General features: G+C 45.2%; 20 protein-coding genes and 1 pseudogene. 9 read left to right on the forward strand and 12 right to left on the reverse strand.

What is annotated here, in order from left to right; genetic code table 11:
* Nucleotides 1-8: 8 nt before the first annotated feature.
* From hppD to QT984_RS16275, 4 genes are all read right to left on the reverse strand, one after another.
* On the reverse strand, nt 9-1,070 hold the full coding sequence (gene hppD, locus QT984_RS16260; RefSeq protein ID WP_333212120.1) for a 4-hydroxyphenylpyruvate dioxygenase: 1,062 nt from the start codon (nt 1,068-1,070) through the stop codon (nt 9-11).
* 713 nt (nt 1,071-1,783) lie between these two features.
* Nucleotides 1,784-2,491 carry an SDR family oxidoreductase gene (locus tag QT984_RS16265; protein ID WP_333055228.1) on the reverse strand — a complete coding sequence of 236 codons (708 nt, stop codon included), beginning with the start codon at nt 2,489-2,491 and terminating at the stop codon, nt 1,784-1,786.
* A gap of 184 nt (nt 2,492-2,675) precedes the next feature.
* A complete protein-coding gene (locus QT984_RS16270; RefSeq protein WP_333055226.1) occupies nt 2,676-4,085 on the reverse strand; it encodes an NYN domain-containing protein in 1,410 nt (469 codons plus the stop codon).
* A gap of 42 nt (nt 4,086-4,127) precedes the next feature.
* Entirely contained in the window at nt 4,128-5,399 is a 1,272-nt protein-coding gene (locus QT984_RS16275; RefSeq protein ID WP_333263177.1) for an APC family permease, read from the reverse strand.
* Between the two features lie 333 nt (nt 5,400-5,732).
* Here QT984_RS16275 and QT984_RS16280 point away from each other — a divergent pair, with 333 nt between their 5' ends.
* The 4 genes from QT984_RS16280 to pstB (QT984_RS16295) all read left to right on the forward strand — a co-directional run bounded on the left by QT984_RS16280 (nt 5,733) and on the right by pstB (QT984_RS16295) (nt 9,874).
* Nucleotides 5,733-6,758 (forward strand): PstS family phosphate ABC transporter substrate-binding protein, encoded by a 1,026-nt coding sequence (locus tag QT984_RS16280; RefSeq protein ID WP_333244745.1) that lies wholly within the window; start codon nt 5,733-5,735, stop codon nt 6,756-6,758.
* A 170-nt stretch (nt 6,759-6,928) separates the two neighbouring features.
* On the forward strand, nt 6,929-7,858 hold the full coding sequence (gene pstC / locus QT984_RS16285; RefSeq protein WP_333055221.1) for a phosphate ABC transporter permease subunit PstC: 930 nt from the start codon (nt 6,929-6,931) through the stop codon (nt 7,856-7,858).
* A gap of 223 nt (nt 7,859-8,081) precedes the next feature.
* Nucleotides 8,082-9,077, forward strand: a complete 996-nt coding sequence (gene pstA, locus QT984_RS16290) for a phosphate ABC transporter permease PstA (RefSeq protein WP_333055220.1) — start codon at nt 8,082-8,084, stop codon at nt 9,075-9,077.
* Complete coding sequence (pstB, locus tag QT984_RS16295; RefSeq protein WP_333055219.1) at nt 9,071-9,874, forward strand: phosphate ABC transporter ATP-binding protein PstB; 804 nt, start codon at nt 9,071-9,073, stop codon at nt 9,872-9,874. The genes pstA (QT984_RS16290) and pstB (QT984_RS16295) overlap by 7 nt, the downstream gene beginning before the upstream one ends.
* A gap of 52 nt (nt 9,875-9,926) precedes the next feature.
* Here the strand turns inward: pstB (QT984_RS16295) and pstB (QT984_RS16300) are convergent, their stop codons facing one another.
* The 3 genes from pstB (QT984_RS16300) to QT984_RS16310 form a co-directional block, all read right to left on the reverse strand.
* Nucleotides 9,927-10,742, reverse strand: a complete 816-nt coding sequence (gene pstB, locus QT984_RS16300; RefSeq protein WP_333374432.1) for a phosphate ABC transporter ATP-binding protein PstB — start codon at nt 10,740-10,742, stop codon at nt 9,927-9,929.
* Between the two features lie 161 nt (nt 10,743-10,903).
* Entirely contained in the window at nt 10,904-12,826 is a 1,923-nt protein-coding gene (gene pstA / locus QT984_RS16305) for a phosphate ABC transporter permease PstA (protein ID WP_333374434.1), read from the reverse strand.
* 482 nt (nt 12,827-13,308) lie between these two features.
* A complete protein-coding gene (locus QT984_RS16310) occupies nt 13,309-14,742 on the reverse strand; it encodes an IS1/IS1595 family N-terminal zinc-binding domain-containing protein (RefSeq protein ID WP_333212307.1) in 1,434 nt (477 codons plus the stop codon).
* A 184-nt stretch (nt 14,743-14,926) separates the two neighbouring features.
* Here QT984_RS16310 and QT984_RS16315 point away from each other — a divergent pair, with 184 nt between their 5' ends.
* The 3 genes from QT984_RS16315 (at nt 14,927) to QT984_RS16320 (ending at nt 17,387) form a co-directional block, all read left to right on the forward strand.
* On the forward strand, nt 14,927-16,435 hold the full coding sequence (locus QT984_RS16315) for a UbiD family decarboxylase (RefSeq protein WP_333055214.1): 1,509 nt from the start codon (nt 14,927-14,929) through the stop codon (nt 16,433-16,435).
* Nucleotides 16,436-16,729: 294 nt separating this feature from the next.
* A complete protein-coding gene (locus QT984_RS29820) occupies nt 16,730-16,888 on the forward strand; it encodes a DUF6888 family protein (RefSeq protein ID WP_445251910.1) in 159 nt (52 codons plus the stop codon).
* Nucleotides 16,889-16,904: 16 nt separating this feature from the next.
* On the forward strand, nt 16,905-17,387 hold the full coding sequence (locus tag QT984_RS16320) for a DUF6887 family protein (protein WP_333055213.1): 483 nt from the start codon (nt 16,905-16,907) through the stop codon (nt 17,385-17,387).
* Between the two features lie 269 nt (nt 17,388-17,656).
* Here QT984_RS16320 and QT984_RS16325 read toward each other — a convergent pair.
* Nucleotides 17,657-17,869, reverse strand: a pseudogene (locus QT984_RS16325) (helix-turn-helix domain-containing protein).
* Between the two features lie 20 nt (nt 17,870-17,889).
* Nucleotides 17,890-18,102 carry a helix-turn-helix domain-containing protein gene (locus QT984_RS16330; protein ID WP_172192515.1) on the reverse strand — a complete coding sequence of 71 codons (213 nt, stop codon included), beginning with the start codon at nt 18,100-18,102 and terminating at the stop codon, nt 17,890-17,892.
* 129 nt (nt 18,103-18,231) lie between these two features.
* Here QT984_RS16330 and QT984_RS16335 point away from each other — a divergent pair, with 129 nt between their 5' ends.
* Nucleotides 18,232-18,474 (forward strand): hypothetical protein, encoded by a 243-nt coding sequence (locus QT984_RS16335; protein ID WP_333055211.1) that lies wholly within the window; start codon nt 18,232-18,234, stop codon nt 18,472-18,474.
* 168 nt (nt 18,475-18,642) lie between these two features.
* Entirely contained in the window at nt 18,643-19,428 is a 786-nt protein-coding gene (locus QT984_RS16340; protein ID WP_333374436.1) for a DUF4058 family protein, read from the forward strand.
* A gap of 129 nt (nt 19,429-19,557) precedes the next feature.
* On the opposite strand, the gene QT984_RS16345 is transcribed toward QT984_RS16340, so the two are convergent.
* The 3 genes from QT984_RS16345 to QT984_RS16355 form a co-directional block, all read right to left on the reverse strand.
* A complete protein-coding gene (locus tag QT984_RS16345; protein WP_445251574.1) occupies nt 19,558-20,256 on the reverse strand; it encodes an energy-coupling factor ABC transporter ATP-binding protein in 699 nt (232 codons plus the stop codon).
* Nucleotides 20,253-20,522, reverse strand: coding sequence for a hypothetical protein (locus QT984_RS16350; protein WP_190663726.1), 270 nt, complete (start codon nt 20,520-20,522; stop codon nt 20,253-20,255). Before QT984_RS16350 ends, QT984_RS16345 begins: the two co-directional genes overlap by 4 nt.
* Before the next feature lie 388 nt (nt 20,523-20,910).
* On the reverse strand, nt 20,911-21,770 hold an 860-nt coding region (locus QT984_RS16355; protein WP_333212295.1), incomplete at its 5' end, for a calcium-binding protein.

A 21,770-nucleotide genomic window follows, 5' to 3' on the forward strand; every position in this document is an offset into this window, starting at 1 on the left:
AATTTTTATCAATCATCTATCAAACTTCCTCTCTTCATTTGTTCGCGTTCAATTGCCTCAAACAAAGCTCGAAAATTCCCCGCCCCAAAACCTCCAGCTTGTACCTGTTTCCCGTTAACTAAACTAACTCGGCGCTCAATAATCTCGAAAAAGAAAGTCGGTTCTGCAAAAATTGGCTGGGTAAATATTTGCAGCAGCATTGCTGCGGGAGTATCTTCTTGCCAATCTGCCAAAACTTGACAAGCTGCAATTGCTGGCCAATCTGCGGGCAAATAGTTTTGCCGCTGCTGCAATTCCGAGTAGTATGTTGGAGGAACCGGCAGAAAAGGCAAACCGCACGATCGCAAATCGGCAACAACCCCCACAATATTATTAGTTTGCAAAGCCATGTGCTGAATACCCGGCCCCCGATTGGCGCTCAAAAACTCTTGAATTTGAGAATTAGCTGATGCCGGTTCATTAATCGGGAATTGCACCCCACCTTCAGCGTGCACCATAACTTGACTCCGCAAAGCCGATTTCTCAGTCTGAATGTCAAAATTTTGCTGCGGTTGAAAACCTAATATTTTTTGATACCAACTAACAGCACTTGATAAATCCCCAGATTCAACATTTAACACTACGTGGTCAATCCGGGTAAACAACGGCAGCTTATCCGAAGCCGATAGCAGTGAATGGCTGCCAATTCGCTCCACCAGCGTATGGCTTAAATCGCCCCAGCCTGCGATTTTTGCCCGCTTAAAATAGCCTCCTGCGTTTAGGTCTTCTTGAATCGGTTCCAGGATTTTAGCGCCTTTGGCACCAGCTCTAGCTACCGCTAATTCGATATTTTTTACCCGAAAACCCACATCGGCAATCCCTGGAGGATGAAACTTCAACCAACTAGCAGCGGGACTAGCGGGTGTCAGGGGCGAAGATAAAACAAAACATACATTGCCACTGCTGACAACTTCAGTGTGAGTGTGGCTGTTAGCATAACCTGCTATGGATTGAAAGCCTAACTGGCCGACAAACCAGTCGCAGGATACTTGAGCGTTTTCAACGTAAAATTGAATGCGATCGAACTCCATAATCAATAATTGAAAATGGAAACTGAAAAATGGAAAATCTGCTGATTTTCAAGGTCAAACTGCCAGGTAGGGACTGAGTAATGGAGATGTTTCATACTTTTTATTGCGCGCCCACTTAATAATAACCTAAAGATTGAATATCCTAGCTCCCTCTGAAGGCAGAAATAAGTCGGCACTTAAAACAAACCCGTTGTCTGCGATAACTTAGGTTTGACCGCTAGACCTTCGCCAATAGGACTAAGGCAAAAAATGGTTTGACGTGCTACTTATATGGGTAAGGTGCGCGGCAGAAGAGCACTCTACATAATTAGGTGCTGTGCAAGTTCTCAAACCTAAAGATATGATAATTTTTCGGGGCTTGAGGCGCCGCTGTCTTCTGCCTTCAAATGACCAAGAATTTCTTCATGTGGTACCCGCCACGTGATTTATCTCGCGCAAATCAATCCCAAATCGAAAATCGAAAATCCTCAAGAAAGAGCATTGATCCGTGGGGTCGCCTCTCAAATCGAAAATCGAAAATCGAAGCTGTCTTCTGCCTTCAAATGACAAGCGAATTTCAAAGGTGATACCCGCCACGTGATTTATCCGTGGAATCAATCCCAAATCGAAAATCGAAAATCCTCAAGAAAGAGCATTGATCCGTGGGGTCGCCTCTCAAATCGAAAATCGAAAATCGAAAATCGAAAATCGAAAATCGATTGACTCCTCAATAGCTAAAAGAACAAATGACTTTCCGGCTGAATATTAATCTCCATCGGCACAGCTTGCGGGTCAGCCGAAAGAGCAAACATAATCGCATTTGCAGCAGTTTCGGTACTCAGCATTTTTGACCTGTCTACCTTCAAACTGACATTATCCCAAAAGGGAGAATCCACCCCGCCAAAATAGAATAGCGTAAACTTAATGCCGTAGCGCCGCAGCTCATCTGCCATGCACTTGCTGAAACCAACTACCCCAAACTTTGAAGCGCAATAAGCCGTTCCCATCGCCATCGAATGCTTGCCCAAAATCCCGATGACATTGCAAATGTGACCGGATTTGCGCTCTTTCATCACATTCGCCGCTGCTTGAGACGTGTAAAAACTGCCTTTTAAGTTTAAGTCAAGCATTGCATCTAAATCAGCGGGTTCTAACTTGTTCCACTGCTTGAGAATTCCGGCACCGGCGGCGTTTATGAGGGCATCAATTTGTCCAAAATGTTCCAGAGTTGTCTGCATCAACGTCTCGACTTGTGGCAAATCGGTGATATCTGTGGGCACGCACAGTACCTCTGTTGCCGAAAGTTCGCTAGCTAAAGTGTCTAATTTACTGCTGTCTCTGGCGGCGAGCACTAGCCTCGCACCCGCATCAGCGAGTTTGCGGGCCACTGCTGAACCGATGCCGCCAGTCGCACCCACCACAACCACAACTTTGTCCTGCATATCCCTTTACATTTCTTTACGTCCAGATTGTATGATAACTCAAGTTGCTAGTAATGGGGATGTTGATATAGCAATCCTTGCAGGAGTCGTAAATTTTTGACCCCACCCCAACCCTCCCCTTATCAAGGGGAGGGAGTAAGAAATTCACAAATTATTTAGGATGGCTATATATTTTAATTTTTAATTAATTGAGAGAAACTTGCCAGCCTTTTTCGGCTTTTTTTAGCTGGAGAGAAGCGCAGGATTGCAAAAATTTAGTGAATTTCTTACCCAAATTAAAATCTTTAATTATTTGGGTAATTTGTTTGCCGTATTGTCGGTGAAATTCACTACCAACATTGGAGAGAAATACAGAATTTTCAGGAGAGTTGTCGGTTAAGTCGCCAACGATTTTGACAAGAGCTCTTTCTAAGTCTTCGAGAGAATTAATATCGGTCAAAGTTGCAGGTGCTGGCTGGTGGTTATTCAGATTTTCTTGGTTAAGTATTGGCGGTGGGGGCGATAATCTTACTTCAAAAAGAGTGACATAAGTTTGAGAAGTTTCTGAGGGTTTGTGGAGGACAAAATCGGTGGGATATTTGACAAATATATCCCTGGTTTTAGTACCAAGCAAATGATGGGCAACAACTTGATTGAGGACTAAGCCGTAATTTTCCTTAAATAAAGCTGAAACTGTAGAAAGTTTTATCCACTGAGTTGAGGTACGCTTTTGCTCTTTTTTGATTAATTCTTTGAGCTGAATAACTAATTGTTCTAGGGGGGTTATTTCCGGTGTGGTTACTAGGGAATGGGTTTCCAATTGTCCGGTTTTGCTGTTTAAAACTAGGATTTTATCTATTTGTTTGCGGACTTGAAATACGGTTAGTCCGTGGGCTTGCAGTGTGTTGCTGAGGTGAGTGAGGGCGCGATCGGACGAACAGACAAAAATCTCCTTGGCTGTGGGATAATGTACGAAAATCGATGCCCCGACTGTAGCCATTTTTAAGTCGGCGCTGTCTTTGCCGGGGGGGACGTGAATTAGTTGATAGCCACGCTGGTGAAATTCGGCATCTTTTTTGCCCATGCTGCGCCAGTTGGCAAAGGCAACTTTGATTTGGATGGGATAGTGGCAAATTCCCTCTAGGAATTTTTCGGTTTCGATGGTGAGTTGCAAGTTTTCGACATCTAGCAGCAAGATAGCAATGCCGCTAGGAAGCGGGGCTGGTTGATTGGCTGTTGAAGTTGGAGGTTCTGACGAAACTGAGTTTTGTGATTTAGCTGGTGCTGTTTGAGATTGGGCTAGCTGCTGAATTTTGGCACATAATTTACTGAATTGAGGTGAATTAACGAATTCTGGAATCAGCAGAATTTGTAGGTATTTTTTCGCACTCAGCACCAGGGAATCTGTATCGCTGGCTACTGTGAAACTTTTTGTCAATTTTCCAATCAAAACTGACTGAAAATCAGGTTTGGCCCAGGGGGTTTTCCTGTATTTTTCAGTTATCCATTCGGGATGCTTTTCCTGAATGGTAATTAGGGTTTGAGCTATATAGCGACTGATGGCGCTGAATGCGAGAGATTCTTGAGTCGCAAGCTCGGAGGTTCGATCGGGCATGGCCCTCTACAATGCGGGATGCTGTTTCAATTTATCACAATTCTAGTTTTTCGCCGGGAGTCGGACGATCGCCCGCCAAATTAAACCGGCGACAATTAATGCCAATCCTGTCAGCCAAATTTGCCTCTCCACCCAAAAAGCCAGAAACAGACAATTCCCCAAACCCACCCAAGCCAACCACTGCGGATAAAGTCTTTCGGCGGGGGAAAGTTGCAGGGCGGCGAGGTTGGTGATAGCGTAATATATCAAAATGCTAAAAGCACTGAATGACCAAGTGGTTTTGACATCGCCGACGAGGATTAAAAGTGCGATCGTAACTTCCACAACCACCACAGCCACGTAGGGAGTTGTCCCCTCTGGATTCAGCCGCGCCAAGACTCTGGGCATATCCAAGCGCCGCCCCATCGCCAGCCAGATGCGCGACAGCCCTAAAATTAAGTTCAGCAAGACTCCCAACATAGCGGTAATTGCGCCGACGGCTAGCAGTTGAGAAACTCCCGGAATTCGGAAACTGCGGGCGATGACTTCCAAGGGTGCAGTCGTGCCGCCTGGTTGTAAAGACAATTTATCGGCTCCCCCCGCGCCCGCGACAACTACTGCTACCCCGACGTAAAGCAGCATTGTCAGCACCAAAGTGAAAATTATGGCTTTGGGAATGGTTTCCCTCGGTTCCCGCACTTCCTCGCTCATTGTGGCGATGCGGGCGTAACCGCTATAAGCGACAAACATCAGGGCGGTGGCCTGGAAGATGGAGCCGATCGAGCTATGATTCTGTACGGTGGCCATTTCCCACCTTACCTCTGGCAAACCGACAGCAACAAACACCGCTAAGGATAGGAGTGTAACTGAGACTATGGCAGTATTGGCAATATTCGATCGCCTAATTCCCGTCAATACAATTAAAGTGATGGCGGCGAGGGCGACTAAAGCTGTTAGGATCAGGTAAGTGCGATCGGCTACACCAACTGCATTTAAAAAATACCCCGCAAAACCCAAAGCAGCAGTAGCCGCAGAAGCCGTTTTCGCCAACAAAAACATCCAGCCGGCAGTGAAACCCAGCCAAGGATTGAGATATTTGTAGCCATATTCATAAGTACCGCCGCTAACAGGATGATTTGCCGCTAATTGAGCGCTGTTAAGGCCATTGCACACAGCAACAAAAGCTGCAATACCTACAGCCAAAATCACTCCCTGCCCAGCAACTTCCGCCGCAATGCCGATACTCACAAATACTCCGGTACCGAGGATTGAGCCCAGGCCCATGAGAGTTGCGCCGAAAACACCTAACTCTCGCTTCAGAAGTGGTGAAGACATTTTTGCAAAAAACCTTACAAAGTTTTCAAGACGATCGCAAATAGCACATTAGACATCTCCAATAATTCTTGTGGAACAGGCAGGATGCCTGTTCAAAACTGGCTTTTCTGGAGATGCCTCTTTAAAAAAACAATTGTCGCTGCCCTTTCTAGTTTAAGCTTTTTCCCGATCAATTTTATAGTCATCAAAAGATTGGTTCAACAGTCCATTATCTCAGTTGGTGGGAAAAATTTAAACTGTTCATAATCTAAATTAATTCAAAATTTAAAGATCGACTGTTATCCTCCTATAGGATTCGCTGCTCATCATACTTAACGCACAGGATCAAATTATATGGCGCTCAATTTGATGAAATTTAAGCTTAACGGCTGGACAATAGCCGGTGCATCGGCATTTGTAGCTGCGGCGATCGGTATGTCAGTCCCAGCGATTCAGGCTCAAGGACAAAGAATAATTAAAATCGACGGTTCCAGCACAGTCTACCCGATTACCGAAGCTGTCGCCGAAGAGTTCCAAAAAACCAACAGAGGCATACAAGTTACCGTGGGCGTCTCCGGTACGGGTGGGGGCTTCAAAAAATTCTGCCGCGGTGAAACTGACATTTCCAACGCTTCCCGACCGATTTTGAAAGCGGAGATACAGGCCTGCGCTCAAGCTGGGATTAGATATATAGAACTCCCCGTGGCTTATGACGCTCTGACAGTGGTGGTTAACAACCAAAATACCTGGGCGCAAAACTTGACAGTTGCCGAACTCAAGAAAATGTGGGAACCCGGAGCTCAGGGTAAAATCAATAACTGGAACCAAATTCGGGCAGGATTTCCCAACGCACCCCTGAAGCTTTTTGGTGCTGGTACGGCTTCTGGAACTTTTGACTATTTTACTGAAGCGATCGTCGGTAAATCTAAATCTAGCCGGGGCGACTACACTGCCAGCGAAGACGACAACGTGTTAGTCAACGGTGTTTCTCGCGACAAAAATGCCATAGGTTACTTTGGCTACGCTTATTACGAAGCAAATAAGGGCAAGCTCAAATCAGTGGCAATTAATGGTGGTAGAGGACCTGTATTGCCTTCTGCACAGACAGTGCAAAATGGCTCTTATCAACCGCTATCCCGTCCTCTGTTCATCTACGTTAATGCCAAGTCGGCAGATAAACCGGAAGTGAAGCAGTTTGTCGAATACTATATCAAGAACGGTGCTAAACTAGCGCGCGATGTCAAGTACGTAGCTCTACCTCCACAGGCTTATACAACTGCTATGGGTCATTTTACCAAGCGTCGTGTAGGTACTATTTTCGGTGGCGAAGAAGCTGTAGGTTTGACGATTGAGGAAATGTTGAAGCGCGAAGCCAGATAGCAAGTTTATCGGTATTTATTTAGTCAGCAGTCATTAGTTACTGGCGTAAATCCCGATCGTGGCGCTGCATTTACTTACAAAAATTATATCAATATTTCGGGGTGCCAATCCGAGAGTCACTACTAATGACCGATCGCTAATGACTAATAACCAATAACTCTTGATAACTAATGGCTCAAAAATCACTGAAATTATCCAAACAAGCCGCGTTTTCCCCAAAGCTAGTGAGGGATTTGCGCGAAGGTGCGATCGCTTTTTTGCTGTTCCTCGCAGCCTTTTCCTCAGTAGTAACTACTTTCGCTATTCTTTACATCCTAGTTTCGGAGTCCTTGGGTTTCTTCCAACAAGTTTCTTTGGTGGAATTTCTCACGAGTACAGAATGGACTCCCCTATTTTCCGAGCCTCGCTACGGGATTTTGCCCCTAGTTTCGGGTACTTTGGTAATTGCGGGAGTTTCAATGATGGTGGCAATTCCTATGGGTACAATCATTGCGATTTACCTGAGCGAATTTGCTGACAGTCGGGTGCGCGAGGTGATGAAGCCAGCGTTGGAATTGCTGGCGGGAGTTCCCACAGTAATCTACGGTTACTTTGCCTTCTTATTTGTAACCCCGATGTTGCAAATAGTGCTGCCGGATTTACCGGGATTCAATATGTTGAGCGCTGGATTGGTGGTGGGTATTATGATTGTACCCTTCATTAGTTCGATCGGCGAAGATGCAATGCGAGCTGTGCCAGTATATCTCAAGGAAGGCGCTTATGCAATGGGAGCAACACGATTTCAAACAGCAACGTCGGTAGTTTTTCCCGCTGCACTTTCGGGAATTTCTGCTTCTTACATTTTGGCAATTTCTCGCGCTGTGGGCCTTACAATGGTCCCCGCGATCGCCTCTGGTTTGCAGCCGAGTTATACCTGGAATCCAATGGAACCCGGTGCTACAATTGCTTCTTATATCGTGCAAGTTAGTCTCGGCGACTTGCCGCACGCCAGCTTAGAGTATCAAACAATTTTTGTGGCGGGGCTTACCCTAGTGTTGATGACTTTGATATTTAACATAATTGGGCATTTTCTGAGCAAGCGTTACAGGGAAATCTACTAATACTAAGTAAGGGTAATACCCATTTTTGGTGAGTTTCCATACAATCAGATCCCCCCTAACCCCCCTTAGTAAGGGGGGGACAAGATTCTTCTCTCCGCCCTTAATAAGGGGGGATTCTTCTCAAAGTCAACCCCTACTCCCCTTATTAAGGGGGATTTAGGGGGATCTAGCTATGTGAAACTACCCATTAAATTGGTATAAAAAGAAAGTTTTAAGGCTTGAGTTGACTAAACACAAGAATCAAAACTCCTCACCAATTACTAATCATCAATTGCCAATTACTAACTCCCAAAATATGGCCGTAAAAAATATACAGGAAATCCGAAAAATAATTGCAAAAGCTAAGCTGTGGGACAGCATTTTCGCTGCGATCGGCTTATTGTTGATGCTAGTAGGCGTGGTTGTCCTGTTAGCATTAATCATTGATTTGGCGATCGATGGTTTACCGCGTCTTTCCTGGCAATTCTTGACATCGTTCCCATCCCGTCGCGCGGAAGATGCAGGCGTACTGTCTGCTTGGGTAGGCTCGGCTTTAGTAATGTTAGTAACAGCTTTAGCCGCGGTTCCCTTGGGTATTGCGTCGGGTATTTACTTGGAAGAGTACGCCCGGAAAAATTGGGTTGCTGATTTTATCGAAATTAATGTCACTAATTTAGCAGGCGTTCCTTCAATTGTTTATGGACTTTTAGCTTTAGGTTTCTTTGTATATCAATTAAACTTGGGTCAGAGCATTCTCACTGCTGGTTTGACTTTAGCACTGCTGATTTTACCAGTAGTAATTGTTACTACTCGCGAGGCACTGAGGGCTATTCCTAATGAGATCAGGGAAGCTTCCTACGCCACAGGCGCTACCAAGTGGCAAACGATTTCGGATCACGTTTTGCCATACTCCGCTGGCAGTATTATGACAGGAGTAATTGTGGGGTTGTCAAGGGCGATCGGAGAAACAGCACCTCTAATTACAATTGGGGCTCTCACATTTATTGCCTTTTTGCCCGACTCTCCCCTGCAATCCGAATTTCCTTATGTTTCGTTTAAATGGCTGATGTCACCCTTCACAGTCATGCCCATGCAAATGTTCAACTGGGTATCCCGCCCGCAACCGGAATTTCAAAACAACGCTGCCGCAGCAGGCCTGATAATACTGGCGATGACTTTGGCAATGAATGGCTTGGCAATTTATCTCCGCTATATTTTCCGCAAAAACATCAAATGGTAAAAAAAATCACAACCAACTCTTCGTCTTCAACTACCGTTAAGGCAAAAGCTGAAGTCAGAAACCTGAATTTTTTCTACGGTTCAACTCAGGCACTGAAAAATATCAACCTAGTTGTTGATGATAAAAAAGTGACCGCGCTAATTGGCCCGTCTGGCTGTGGCAAAACTACGCTGCTGCGGTGTTTTAATAGGATGCACGACCTCTATCCCGGCAATCGTTACGAAGGGGAAATCTTGCTGGACTCCGATGAGATTAATATCCTCAGCCGCAAGGTAGATCCCATCGAAGTTCGGATGCGGATTAGCATGGTATTTCAAAAGCCAAATCCTTTCCCGAAGTCAGTCTATGAAAATGTAGTCTACGGGTTGCGGGTGCGGGGTCAAACGAAGCGCAGCGTCATGGATGAAAAAGTCGAAAAAGCTCTGCGGGGCGCGGCTTTGTGGAATGAAGTAAAAGACAGATTAAATGATTTGGCGTTTAATCTTTCGGGAGGCCAACAGCAGCGGTTGTGCATTGCTAGAGCTCTCGCAACGGAACCTGAGATAATTTTATTTGACGAACCAACTTCTGCCCTAGACCCGATCGCAACTTCCAGCATTGAAGCTTTAATTGCCGAGTTGAAAGAACAAGTAACAATTCTAATTGTTACTCACAATATGCAGCAAGCCGCACGGGTTTCTGACTATACAGCTTTCATGTATTTAGGTGAAATGGTCGAGTTTAATCAAACTAAGACTATTTTTAACAATCCTGCCAAGCAGCAAACTCAAGAATATGTAGAAGGTCGATTTGGATAATCTATAACTCAAGTAAGGTGCGTTACAACTAGATATAACGCACCCTAACTTTTTAACTAATTACACTCTCTATGCGGCTGTAAGTGCTCACATAATCACAAGTCGCTTTATGTTGAGGATTCAGGAAAATAGAAGGAGCTGAAGCATACTCTACAAGCTCGCCGACTCGCCTTCCTTCTTGAATCTTGATATTAAAAAAAGCAACAAGGTCAGCCACTCTTGAAGCCTGCTGTAAATTGTGCGTGACTATAACAATTGTGTAATGCTTCTTCAGCCTGTTAATTAATTCTTCTATGCGTAAAGTTGAAATTGGATCAAGCGCTGAACAAGGTTCATCCATCAAAATTACCTCTGGTTGCAGTGCTAAGGCTCTAGCAATGCAAAGTCGCTGCTGCTGGCCGCCTGATAAAGTCATAGCATTTTTATTAAGCAGATCTTTTACTTCGTCCCACAGCGCTGCTTGACGGAGAGCATCTTCGACAAGCTCGTCAATATTTCCCCGATAGCCGTTGACGCGAAGTCCCAAAGCAATGTTCTCGTAAATAGATTTGGGGAATGGGTTAGGTTTTTGAAATACCATACCGATGCGGCGGCGAATCTCTATGAGATTGAACTCTGTGATGTCTCTATCGTAAAAAGTAATTTTTCCGGTTATTTTAGCGCCTTTAACTAAGTCGTTGATACGATTAAAACAGCGCAGCAGGGTCGTTTTTCCGCAGCTAGAAGGGCCGATAAATCCTGTAACTTGATTTTTGTAAATTTCCATATTGATTCCTTGTATGGCTAAAGTGTCATTGTAGGATACCGATAGTTGCTGGACGCGCAAAATAGCTTCTAGGGGTGTTGGCAATTCAAAATCTGTTTGCATAGGTAGAAATAAACTGGGTATTGGCGATTGGGAATTGCGGATAGGAGTGCAAGAAAAAACCAATAATTTATCTGTTACAATCCTAACCTTTGATTGTTAGGTTTACAGGTGCAGAATTTTATTGCTACTTGGGTGAGGTTTGCTAATTGCTTTGTGATGCTTTAAGCTTGTTTTTTGCTATAGCAATCTCGCAATATTATAGCCGAAATATTCATCACAAATAGAATGCCAATTAGCAAGATAATTGCAGCAGCAGCATTTTGTTGGAAATCGGCTTGACTTCGAGAAACCCAGTTAAATATTTGAACGGGTAGAGCGGTAAAAGGACTGTGCAACCCCTCCAGAGATAAAGCGGGCGTAAAGGTAATAAAAGCAGATGCACCTACCGCAATTAGCGGGGCTGTTTCACCAATTGCACGGGAAAGGGATAAAAAAATTCCCGTTAAAATACCGGGCATTGCAGATGGCAGGACTAGATGCCACAAAACCTGCCACCGAGTCATTCCTGTAGCGGTGCCTCCTTCCCGCAAGCTATGGGAAACGGCGCGCAGTGCTGAACGAGTCGCTATAATTATGGTGGGTAAAGCGATTACGGATAGGGTGAGGGACGCAGAAAGTAAACTGTACTTGCCAGTTAAAAATCCTAATCCGTGAACAAATATTCCCAGCCCTAGCAAGCCATAAATAATAGAGGGCATTGCTGCTAAATTTGCAATATTAATTTCAAGGAATTGGCTAAATAGATTATTGGGGACATATTCTTCGAGATAAATGGCTGCTCCTACTCCAATGGGAGTAGCGAAAATTGCAGTTAATCCCAGCAACCAAAAAGTTCCCGCTAAGGCTACGTAAATTCCTGCTTCTTCGGGGTTTCTGGAAGCAAATGACGTGATAAATTGCCAGTTAAGGCGCGAGAGACCATCTTGAGACACATCAAATAATAAAAGCCCTAGAACGGTTATTAAAACCAAAGGTGGAATAACTGTGAGAATTATGAAAATTCGATCTAGGAAGTGACGTTTGGTGAAATCAGGCTGAAAAATGTGAGTAAATTTCGGTATTTTTTGAGGGGAGTATTGAGCGATATCTGACCGAGAATTAATAGCTAAATGTTCTTGATTTACCTCCGGGCTGCCAATTGGGACTTCTAACATTAAATCGCGGTGACGCCGGACAAGCAAGTGACTCAGTGTGTTGAGGATCGAGGTCATCAAAAATATGACCGTCCCTACTGTGAAAATAGTGTGAAATTCTAGAGAATTTATAGGTATATCGCCCAAACTTACTTGAATTATAAAAGCAGTCATTGTCGATACTGCTTCTAGCGGATTCAGAGCAAATTGGGGATTTTGTCCTGCTGCAATGGAGGCGATCAGGGTTTCTCCCAAACAGCGAGAAGCTGCTAATGTAAAGGAGGCAATGATGCCTGGAAATGCGACTGGTAAAATTATTTTAGTGATAATTTCTGGTTTTGTAAAACCTAAAGCATAAGCTGCTTCCTGTAATCGTTTTGGGACATTTTGAATAGCGTCTTCACTCATAGAAGATACAATAGGTGCAATCATTATGCCAGTGACTAAACCTGCGCTTAAAGGGCTAAACCCGGCTAGATTGGGGATAAGTTTTTGCAGCAGCGGGGTAACAAATAACAGAGCAAAATAGCCATAGACTACAGTGGGGATGCCCGATAGAGTTTCTATAAAGGGTTTGAGCAGATAACGCACTCTATGGGGAGCGTATTCGCTGAGGTAGATGGCAGTGAGGAAGCCAACAGGCACGGCAACAGTCATGGCGATCGCCGTTGTCAACAATGTGCCGCTGGCAAGTACCATAATACCAAAGGTTTTATTGGGAAAAAGCGGCGTCCACTGCGTATCTGTCAAAAATCTCCACAAAGGTACTTCTTGGAAGAAAATTGCTGTTTCATAAATCAGGACTGTAATAATCCCTAGGGTGATGAATGCGGGAATACATCCGAGTATTCCCAATAGAGCGTGTAAAGCATATTCTTTCCACATAGCTGAGGTTAAATTGCGCTGCCAAAGCTTAGACTCAGGTGGCAGATGCGAAGGGGCAGTTTTCATTTAAACCTGGGCTTTTGATTGTTGGCGATCGAGAGTGTATTGAGACTTTGAAAATAATTAATTTTTCGTGCTAGTTAGTGATGGAGTAATTGTTATTCAGTAATTGAGTCGCTCCAAACTGACTCAAAAAATCCGCTTTAAAAACTAATAACTAAGGATTGCTAGTAGATGGTTATTTAAAATAACTGATGTCCTCTGATAATTTATCACAATAGCTAATCAAAAATGGTTAAAAATAGGTAAGCAATTCGATAACAGAGGGTTAAAGCCTCGGACTGGTTGCAAGAAAAGTGGGCCGCCCGATTAAAACCTGAGAGGCGAAAAGTTGTCTGTTTGACCTTAATCTTGAATACGATCGCCAGGGAGTACATGAGCGTAGTCCAAGAGCAAGCGTTACCGAAGCACCTTGGCGACTGCTATAGCTTGTAAGGTACGTCCAAGGGCACCTTACCCTCACAATTTATGACTTTTGAGTCATATATTTAATCCGTAACTTTGGCGATCGCCACTTGATGCTCCTTACCCTTTTTCTGAACTTTGAATTTTTGGCATGACTGCAAAAAATCGTGAAAATTGCTACCCAAATGCAGCGATTGCAGCTTTTTAGTAATTGGTTGACCGTATTGCTTGTGAAATTCGGTGGCTACCTGGTTAATGCCAATGTAATTGCCTGGAGATTTAGCAGTTAATGCCAATACAATATTTGCTATAGATGCTTCCAGGGCGGCTGAGGACTGTGTTTTTGAAGATGCTGCTGCTTTTGGAGCGATCGCCACTTGATGTTCGTTACCGAGCAATTCCATTTTGAAAACAGACGGACGCGATTTAAAAAAATTAATTAGACTAGAATCCGGCAAAAAATTTTTCACAATTAAATCGGCATGACACTGATATTTAGTATAAAATTGTTTCTTGATTGTTGTGACGGGAATAGCATTTTGTTTTAAATCAACTATCGCTTTCGCAATCATTGCTACAAGTATCTTTTCTAAAGCATCCAGCGAATGAATCCCAATTGAATTGACTGACTTGGTTTCGGGAACTTTTTGGGATTCAATATCTAGATCCACGACAAGAGGAGTTATACACTCTTTAGTCCCAGAAGAAATTTTGTCTTCTGCTGACTCCGACAGTGCAGCAGGGGAAGTTGTAGAAGGGAAAACAATAGTGTGGCGCTCTTGAAAAAGCTCAGCCACACTAGAAAAACGAGCGATCCGCTCATCAATAGATTTGTGTTCAGCCTTCAACAACTCTGCAACTTGATTAGCCAATTCTGCAAAACTAGGGATTTCCTCTTCCCTTTCGCAAGAATAGTGCTTGCTCTCACCATTCTGACAGTTTTCTACAGATAAAACTGAATTTTGCCGACGCACCCGAAACACAGTCACTCCCTGATTTTGCAACTGATTGCAAAGATGATTTAACAAACCGTCCGAAGAACAGACAAAAACTTGTTTTACATCCCGATATCGATATAAAATAGCCGCGCCAAAAGCAATCATTTTACCGTCAGCACTATTAGCACCGCCCGGAACGTGAATCAGTTCGTAACCGCGATCGTAAAGTTCAGCATCCAACTTGCCGATACTCGGATTTTTCCAGTTAGCAAAAGCAATTTTAACTTGCAGGGGATAGTCGCACAAATCGGCTAAGAATTGTTCTGTATTAACCTTAAGTTTCAGATTTTCGGCATCTAACAGCAAAATCGCAATCCCGCCGGACTCTGTGGTGGTTGCAGACTCGATTCCTTGCGGGATAACTTCGCTTAACCGTGTTTCCGTGCATTTGCGACTGAAAGACGGCGGACTGGGCGGGTCAAAAAAATGTTTGCGGCAAGCTTTGCAAAGATACCGCTGGTGCCCGTTGGGACGGCCGTTTTTACGAACTTCGTCAGATTCGCATCTTGGACATTTCATGTAACCCATTATGCAGCCTACTCCCCAACCCAACAAGGCATTACCTATCTTCTTCTTCCTCTTCCTTCGCGCCCTTGGCGTCTTCGCGGTTCGTTAAATACGTATCTTTTGAGCGGTTCAGGAGTAACTTGTGGCAGTCGATCGGCTCATAATAACAAAAGAACGTTAACAATTCTTAAAAAAAATGGCTAGAGACTTGCGGGGATTCCTAAAACTACTCGAAGAACGGGGACAACTGCGCCGGATTAGCGCCTTAGTCGATTCCGACCTCGAAATTGCCGAAATTTCCAACCAAATGCTGCAAAAAGGCGGCCCTGGACTGCTGTTTGAAAACGTCAAAGGGGCCGAATTCCCCGTCGCAATCAACCTGTTAGGTACGGAAGAGCGCGTTTGCTGGGCGATGAACATGGAAAAGCCGATCGAACTAGAAGAGCTCGGCAAAAAACTGGGAATGCTGCAACAGCCAAAACCGCCGAAAAAGATTTCCCAAGCGATAGAATTCGGCAAAGTCCTGTTTGACGTAGTGAAAGCCAAACCGGGGCGCGACTTTTTCCCAGCTTGTCAGCAAGTGGTAATTGAGGGAGAAGGGCTGGATTTGAACAAAATCCCGATGATTCGCCCTTATCCGGGAGATGCGGGCAAAATTATCACCCTGGGTTTGGTAATTACCAAAGATTGCGAAACGGGCACGCCGAATGTGGGGGTTTATAGGTTGCAGTTGCAGTCAAAAAACACGATGACTGTACACTGGTTATCGGTGCGGGGCGGCGCGCGGCACTTGCGGAAAGCGGCGCAGGCTGGTAAAAAGTTGGAAGTTGCGATCGCCCTGGGAGTCGATCCTTTAATCATTCTCGCCGCAGCAACCCCAATTCCTGTAGATTTATCGGAATGGTTATTTGCCGGACTTTACGGCGGTTCCGGCGTGCAATTGGCGAAGTGCAAAACCGTAGATTTGGAAGTACCGGCGGACTCGGAAATTGTGTTAGAAGGAACGATTACGCCGGGGGAAGTTCTGCCCGACGGGCCCTTCGGCGATCACATGGGTTATTACGGCGGTGTCGAAGATTCGCCGTTGGTGCGGTTCCACTGCATGACGCACCGCAAAGACCCGATTTATCTGACCACATTTAGCGGGCGGCCGCCGAAAGAAGAAGCAATGATGGCGATCGCGCTTAACCGTATTTATACCCCTATTTTGCGGCAGCAAGTATCGGAAATTGTCGATTTCTTCTTACCGATGGAAGCGCTGAGTTATAAGGCGGCAATTATCTCGATCGATAAAGCATATCCCGGTCAAGCGCGCAGGGCTGCTTTAGCATTTTGGAGTGCTTTACCGCAGTTTACTTACACTAAGTTTGTGATTGTTGTCGATAAAAGTATCAACATTCGCGACCCGCGTCAAGTAGTTTGGGCAATTAGTTCTAAAGTCGATCCGGTGCGGGATGTATTTATTCTGCCGAATACGCCTTTTGATACGTTAGATTTTGCCAGTGAAAAGATTGGTTTGGGAGGCAGAATGGGGATTGATGCTACTACGAAGATGCCGCCGGAAACGGATCACGAATGGGGGGAAGTTTTGGAGTCAGATCCGGATGTGGCGGCGATGGTAGAAAGGCGTTGGGCTGAGTATGGTTTGGCTGATTTGAATTTGGGAGAAGTCGATCCGAATTTGTTTGGTTATGAGATGAAGTAGGGGAATTAACCGTAAAATCTGACATATCGCACATCCTCGATCGACCTGTGGTGGCGGGTTTTTCCAACCCTTTATGACACAGATAGACAATCTAAAAAACCCGCCCCCACCAACTAAAAATCGCAAGCTACCTCTTTTTAATGCGATCGGGATTTACGCACTCCGACAAAGAAACCGGGTTTTTACCGAGTCTTTGCACTGTCAAGAAGTCTTCTCGAAAAAACCCGGTTTCTGGGTTCCTATGCGTAAGTTATATTATATTCAAAAGTTTGTGCCACAATTGAGGAACTTCAGATTAATCCCACTGACGAACAAGCCCAAGCCTGTCTGCGCGTCTGCCAGATGTTCTCTAGCTACTACCGAGATATTCAACTATTCCGTTTTAATGCTCAAACCACAGAAGTGTATATTTTCGTAAGTGATGATCTGCAAGTAATCGTATCTAGTAATTGACTTTGGAGGTTTTTGGATGAAACCGAACTTTGATGAAATGAGCAGATCCGAATTAAAAGCTTACGTGCTATCGCATCGGCATGATGATGAAGCGATTCAGATATTTTTTGGTCGCCGTAATCCCCCAGATTCACAAGCGACATGGTACGGGCAGATGTGTACTCCTGAAGGTGTACCCATTGAAGAAAATATTCGCATCGCTGAGGAAGCAATTAAGAAAAGAGCTGAAATCGATCGCGAAAAACAACAACAACGGGAAAAAGCACAGGAGGATCGATTACGCCAAACATTAGAACGGGAAATTGAGGCAAAACTTCGATCGCAAATTGAATTAGAAGTCGAACAGAAGTTGCAGGAAAACTTAGAAAAAGAAATTGAGGCTCTGATAAGTGCGATCGCCCAATTTTTAGCGTCAACCACCAGCTTACCATCAAGACTGGCAGGGTCGATCGCACTTTTGGCAATTCGTGCCGGAATTGAAGATTTTTGCGATTTTTAGAATGGGCGATCGAATTGAGTGCGATCGGGACTTATGCGCTTCGTCAGAGAAACCGGGTTTTTTGCAAAATCTGCGGGCTGTAACGAAGTATTCCCGCAAAAACCCGGTTTCTGACCACCCGTGCGTAAATCCTAAAAATTTCAAAAAAAGGATTGAAGGGGATCTCGATCGCCTTTTCAGTCGTCTTTAGACGACTTGAGCTTTGAGGCGGGGGTTTCAACCCCCGACGGACTGTTGCAAGAAGTGCAAAAACTAAATCAAAAATCAGTTTACCCTTCCAAAACCTCAACCAAATCTTCGATCATCAAATCGAAGACAGCAGCAAGTTTCTGCAAAGCCGTGTAGTCCACCGTTGCCATTTTGGGAGCTTGGGCGTATTTTTTAACCGTGCTGTAGGGAATTCCCGTTCTGTCAGAGACTTCTTTCAGCGTCCAACCCTTTTCCTGGGCTAGTTATCGAACTCGCAACCGTATTAGCCCCATCTTCCCGCTGATAAATCAGTTTATTGTTCCAAAATCTCAACTAAATCTTCGATCGCAATATCGAACGCACGGGCCATCTTGTCCAAAGCTGTGTAGTCTACAGTTGCCATACCTGGAGAACTGGCATAGGTGGCGATCGTAGTGTATGGAATACCCGTTCTGTTGGAGACTTCCCTAAGAGTCCAACCCTTCTCTTGAGCAAGTTCTCGAACTCGCAGTCTAATTCGTCCCATTCCGCCCTTGACAATTACGACTACTCGTAATTTAATGAATATACAATTAACAGCGATCGCCCTCCGACCTGAGAAATCTAGAGCGATCGCCTTTCATTCACCACCCACAAAAGTGGGAAGGATTTTCCTATGATACCAAAACAATCGACATATCGCGATCGACTTGTGCCTTGGTGCATAATTCGCCACCTCCCCAACTGTCAGCGGTTAACAGTCGCCCGTTTCAGCCGCCGCCCCGATGCCGAATCTTACCTAAATGCACTGCGCCGCTTAATGCCCGCAGTCCCGCATACAATTGTTTTCGTGAATGCGCTGTCTGTCTTAGATGAAAACAGCGTTCCAATTCCGATGCAATTGTCGATCGAAGTTTAAGCGTTGAAAAGTGTGAACAACAGGTAAGATGCCGGTTCCACAAACATTAAAATATGTTGTGGAACAGGCATCTTGCCCGCCCAAAAAACAGGCAAGATGCCTGTTCCACAAATATTGAATTGAAATGTTGCTAAACTATAAATAGACTTGAGTCAAGGAGTCACATCAATGCCATCTCCCTTTCCCGGTATGGACCCGTATTTAGAGCATCCCGAACTCTGGCCTGCCCTACACCACTGGCTAATTATTGAAATTGCCAGATTATTATCTCCCCAACTGCGTCCTAAGTATTTAGTGTCTGTAGAAGTGAGAATGTATGAAACCGCTGACGACAATTTATCAATTGGCATTCCTAATGTAAACGTAATTCAGCCAAGAACTACAACCGAATTAATCACATCAAACGTAGCCGTTGCAGCGCCACCAACACAACCCTTGACAGTAAATATTCCCATGCCCTACCAGGTTCGGGAAGGCTATTTAGAAATTAGAGAAAGAGGAAACCAAGAACTAATCACCCTGATTGAAATCCTCTCGCCTAGCAATAAGCGCACAGGAAAAGGACGACAAATGTACGAAGAAAAGCGAGAAGAAATTTTATCCAGTCGCACTCATTTAATTGAAATAGATTTATTGCGGCGCGGTCAAAAAATGCCAGTTATTGGCCATGACATTGAAAGCCACTATAGTGTTTTGGTGTGTCGGGGAAATCGCCGTCCCAGAGCAGATTTGTACGCTTTTAACCTGCAAAACCCGATGCCTGCCTTTCCTTTGCCGCTGCGATCGGGCGATACCGAACCTATAATCAATTTGCAGGAATTATTCACTCAAACTTACGACATAGCAAGTTACGACCTCAAGATAGATTATCGCAACTGGGAAGTCATACCACCGCTGTCAGAAGCCGATACAATTTGGGCAGATGCTTGGTTGCGCGATCGAGGATTGCGGTGAATTTAGTTAGATTATATCGGGTTAATTATCACAAATACCGTAGGGGCGGGTTCACCCTAATCTACAACACAAGTGAGAAATTCAGATAAACCCGCCCCGGCCGCGACTATGACTCAAATTGCTTAACAGCTAAACATCTTGGCTTTGCATCAACCGCTGCTTCAAACGCGCCGGATCTCCCCGATCGACAACTTGGCCCTTTTCCAACAAAAAAGCCCCATCGCAGAAATTCAACTCATCCAAACGGTGAGTCACCCACAAAGCCGTAATCCCGCGATTTTTCACCAACCGCTGCACCGCCGCCACCAAATCCAACTGAGAATCAGGATCTAACAAAGCCGTCGGTTCATCTAACAGCAAAATTTCGCAGTGACGGGCGATCGCCCCAGCAAGAGCAATTCGCTGCTTCTGGCCCCCACTCAAAGCATAAATCGGCCGCCGCTGCAAATCCAGCAAATTCACAGCCTCCAAAGCCTCCGCCACCCTCTCCCGCACCTGAACGTTAGAAAGCTTTTCCTCCACCAAACCAAAAGCCACATCCGCACCCACCGTCGGCATCACCAATTGGTGATCCGGATTTTGGAACACAAAACCCACTCGCCCACTCAGGTCAATTTCCCCCGACTGGGGGTGCAGCAGCCCAGCCATCAGCCTCAACAGCGTAGACTTGCCGCTGCCGTTAGTGCCCAAAAGCATCCAAAACTCGCCCTTGGGTACATCCAGAGAGCAACCTTGCAACACTCGATCGCCCGACGGCCAGCAAAAACCCAAATCCCGCACAGCAACGGCTGACGGGCTCATATCGGCACCAACACCCCCAGCCCTCATTCTGCTGTCATCGAGACAAAGCCAGGGGATCTGCCTGTAGATGACGCCCCCGATTTCTGAGAAACCACCACCCCAGAAATCTCGCTGCTGAGTACAGCCACCTTTTTCTCAGGATTTTTCTCGCAGGTGAGTTCCAAAATTTGCGGTTGGGAGTTGCGAATCGCCGCCAGTACCTGCTGGTAAACAGTCTCAGCGTCCTCCTCCAACTTCCGCTGCACCGACAGCGAGACGGGCGTATTTTTCACAATGATGTCAATGCTGAACATTCGGTTTAAAAAAATTAACTGTAAGATCCCAATTTTAAGTATAGGTGCTGAGGAGCAGAAGAGGATGATGGGATGGAAAAGATGGGGGGATGGGGAAGATGAGGACAGTCATTCGATTTTAGATTTTAGATTTTAGATTTTGGATTGACTTGCGCGAGATCAATTCGGGGGACGCAAGGATTTTAGATTTTAGATTTTGGATTGATTTGCGCGAGATAAATCACGTGGCGGGTACCACATGAAGAAATTCGTGGTCATGGACGCAACTGGCACATGGTGATGAGTGCGATCGCCCCTCGCACAGGAAGAATACAAGTGCGATCGCCTCCTCTCAAACTCAAAGGCGATCGCGATTAATTTCACTCAAATAGAGTGGACAAAGCCCATGCTACAGAATCACAAAAGCATTTGCCGTCAAAGTGCTTTTCGCCACCCCTTGAACGATACCCAAATAACTGGAGCCGGCTTTAATTGCTGTAGAATTGACAGCAGATTGTCCATTCAGCGTCAAACTGACATCTTCAAAGGAGAGGCCGCCAAATGTACTCCCGTCGGTTAGACCAATTTTGTCGCCAGTCTTGAAGTCTGTAATCACATCTGCATCTGTTAAACTGAGCGCTGCTATCTGTCCCCCAGCTAAGACAAATGTATCGTTTCCATCGCCACCGGTGAGAAAATCTTGATGGCGATCGCCATAGAGAAAGTCATCGCCACCACCACCAGTCAGGCTATCTTTCTCTTTACCGCCCCGGATAGTATCATTGCCTTCTCCTCCGGTAATAGTATCGTTGTCATTGTTGCCTAATATATCGTCGTTGCCAGCACCACCTTCCAGGGAATCTGACTCTTTACCGCCGGATAAACTGTCATTACCCGTACCTCCGTCAATTGTATCGGCTCCTTGCATTCCGTTAACCGTATCAGCGCCGCTGGTGCCGGTAATATTATCGCTGCCAGATAGGGCTAAGATTTGTTTGCCAGTAGCCGTCGAGGGCAGTGAGAACAGCAAAATATCATCCTTACTGTCTGAGAGGTTGTAAAATAAATCCCTAACAGTGTTTGCTGATTGCCCAGTAGGATTGCCTGAGCCGGGGGCATTAATTGTTGGTGTTGCGATATCTACAGGTGTACCGAAAATCTGTGGCGATGTTCCGGTATTCAAATTACCTGTCGATGTTCCGGTATTCAAATTACCTGTCGATGTTCCGGTATTCAAATTACCTGTCGATGTTCCGGTATTCAAATTAC

Source organism: Microcoleus sp. Z1_B2, assembly GCF_036700325.1.
GTDB lineage: Bacteria > Cyanobacteriota > Cyanobacteriia > Cyanobacteriales > Microcoleaceae > Microcoleus.

Bases quoted from the DNA above. Each gene is read 5' to 3' on its own strand.
- hppD (WP_333212120.1), bottom strand. From the start codon at position 1,070: ATGGAGTTCGATCGCATTCAATTTTACGTTGAAAACGCTCAAGTATCC.
- QT984_RS16265 (WP_333055228.1), bottom strand. From the start codon at position 2,491: ATGCAGGACAAAGTTGTGGTTGTGGTGGGTGCGACTGGCGGCATCGGT.
- QT984_RS16270 (WP_333055226.1), bottom strand. From the start codon at position 4,085: ATGCCCGATCGAACCTCCGAGCTTGCGACTCAAGAATCTCTCGCATTC.
- QT984_RS16275 (WP_333263177.1), bottom strand. From the start codon at position 5,399: ATGTCTTCACCACTTCTGAAGCGAGAGTTAGGTGTTTTCGGCGCAACT.
- QT984_RS16280 (WP_333244745.1), top strand. From the start codon at position 5,733: ATGGCGCTCAATTTGATGAAATTTAAGCTTAACGGCTGGACAATAGCC.
- pstC (WP_333055221.1), top strand. From the start codon at position 6,929: ATGGCTCAAAAATCACTGAAATTATCCAAACAAGCCGCGTTTTCCCCA.
- pstB (WP_333055219.1), top strand. From the start codon at position 9,071: ATGGTAAAAAAAATCACAACCAACTCTTCGTCTTCAACTACCGTTAAG.
- pstB (WP_333374432.1), bottom strand. From the start codon at position 10,742: ATGCAAACAGATTTTGAATTGCCAACACCCCTAGAAGCTATTTTGCGC.
- pstA (WP_333374434.1), bottom strand. From the start codon at position 12,826: ATGAAAACTGCCCCTTCGCATCTGCCACCTGAGTCTAAGCTTTGGCAG.
- QT984_RS16310 (WP_333212307.1), bottom strand. From the start codon at position 14,742: ATGAAATGTCCAAGATGCGAATCTGACGAAGTTCGTAAAAACGGCCGT.
- QT984_RS16315 (WP_333055214.1), top strand. From the start codon at position 14,927: ATGGCTAGAGACTTGCGGGGATTCCTAAAACTACTCGAAGAACGGGGA.
- QT984_RS16320 (WP_333055213.1), top strand. From the start codon at position 16,905: ATGAAACCGAACTTTGATGAAATGAGCAGATCCGAATTAAAAGCTTAC.
- QT984_RS16330 (WP_172192515.1), bottom strand. From the start codon at position 18,102: ATGGGACGAATTAGACTGCGAGTTCGAGAACTTGCTCAAGAGAAGGGT.
- QT984_RS16335 (WP_333055211.1), top strand. From the start codon at position 18,232: ATGATACCAAAACAATCGACATATCGCGATCGACTTGTGCCTTGGTGC.
- QT984_RS16340 (WP_333374436.1), top strand. From the start codon at position 18,643: ATGCCATCTCCCTTTCCCGGTATGGACCCGTATTTAGAGCATCCCGAA.
- QT984_RS16345 (WP_445251574.1), bottom strand. From the start codon at position 20,256: ATGAGGGCTGGGGGTGTTGGTGCCGATATGAGCCCGTCAGCCGTTGCT.
- QT984_RS16350 (WP_190663726.1), bottom strand. From the start codon at position 20,522: ATGTTCAGCATTGACATCATTGTGAAAAATACGCCCGTCTCGCTGTCG.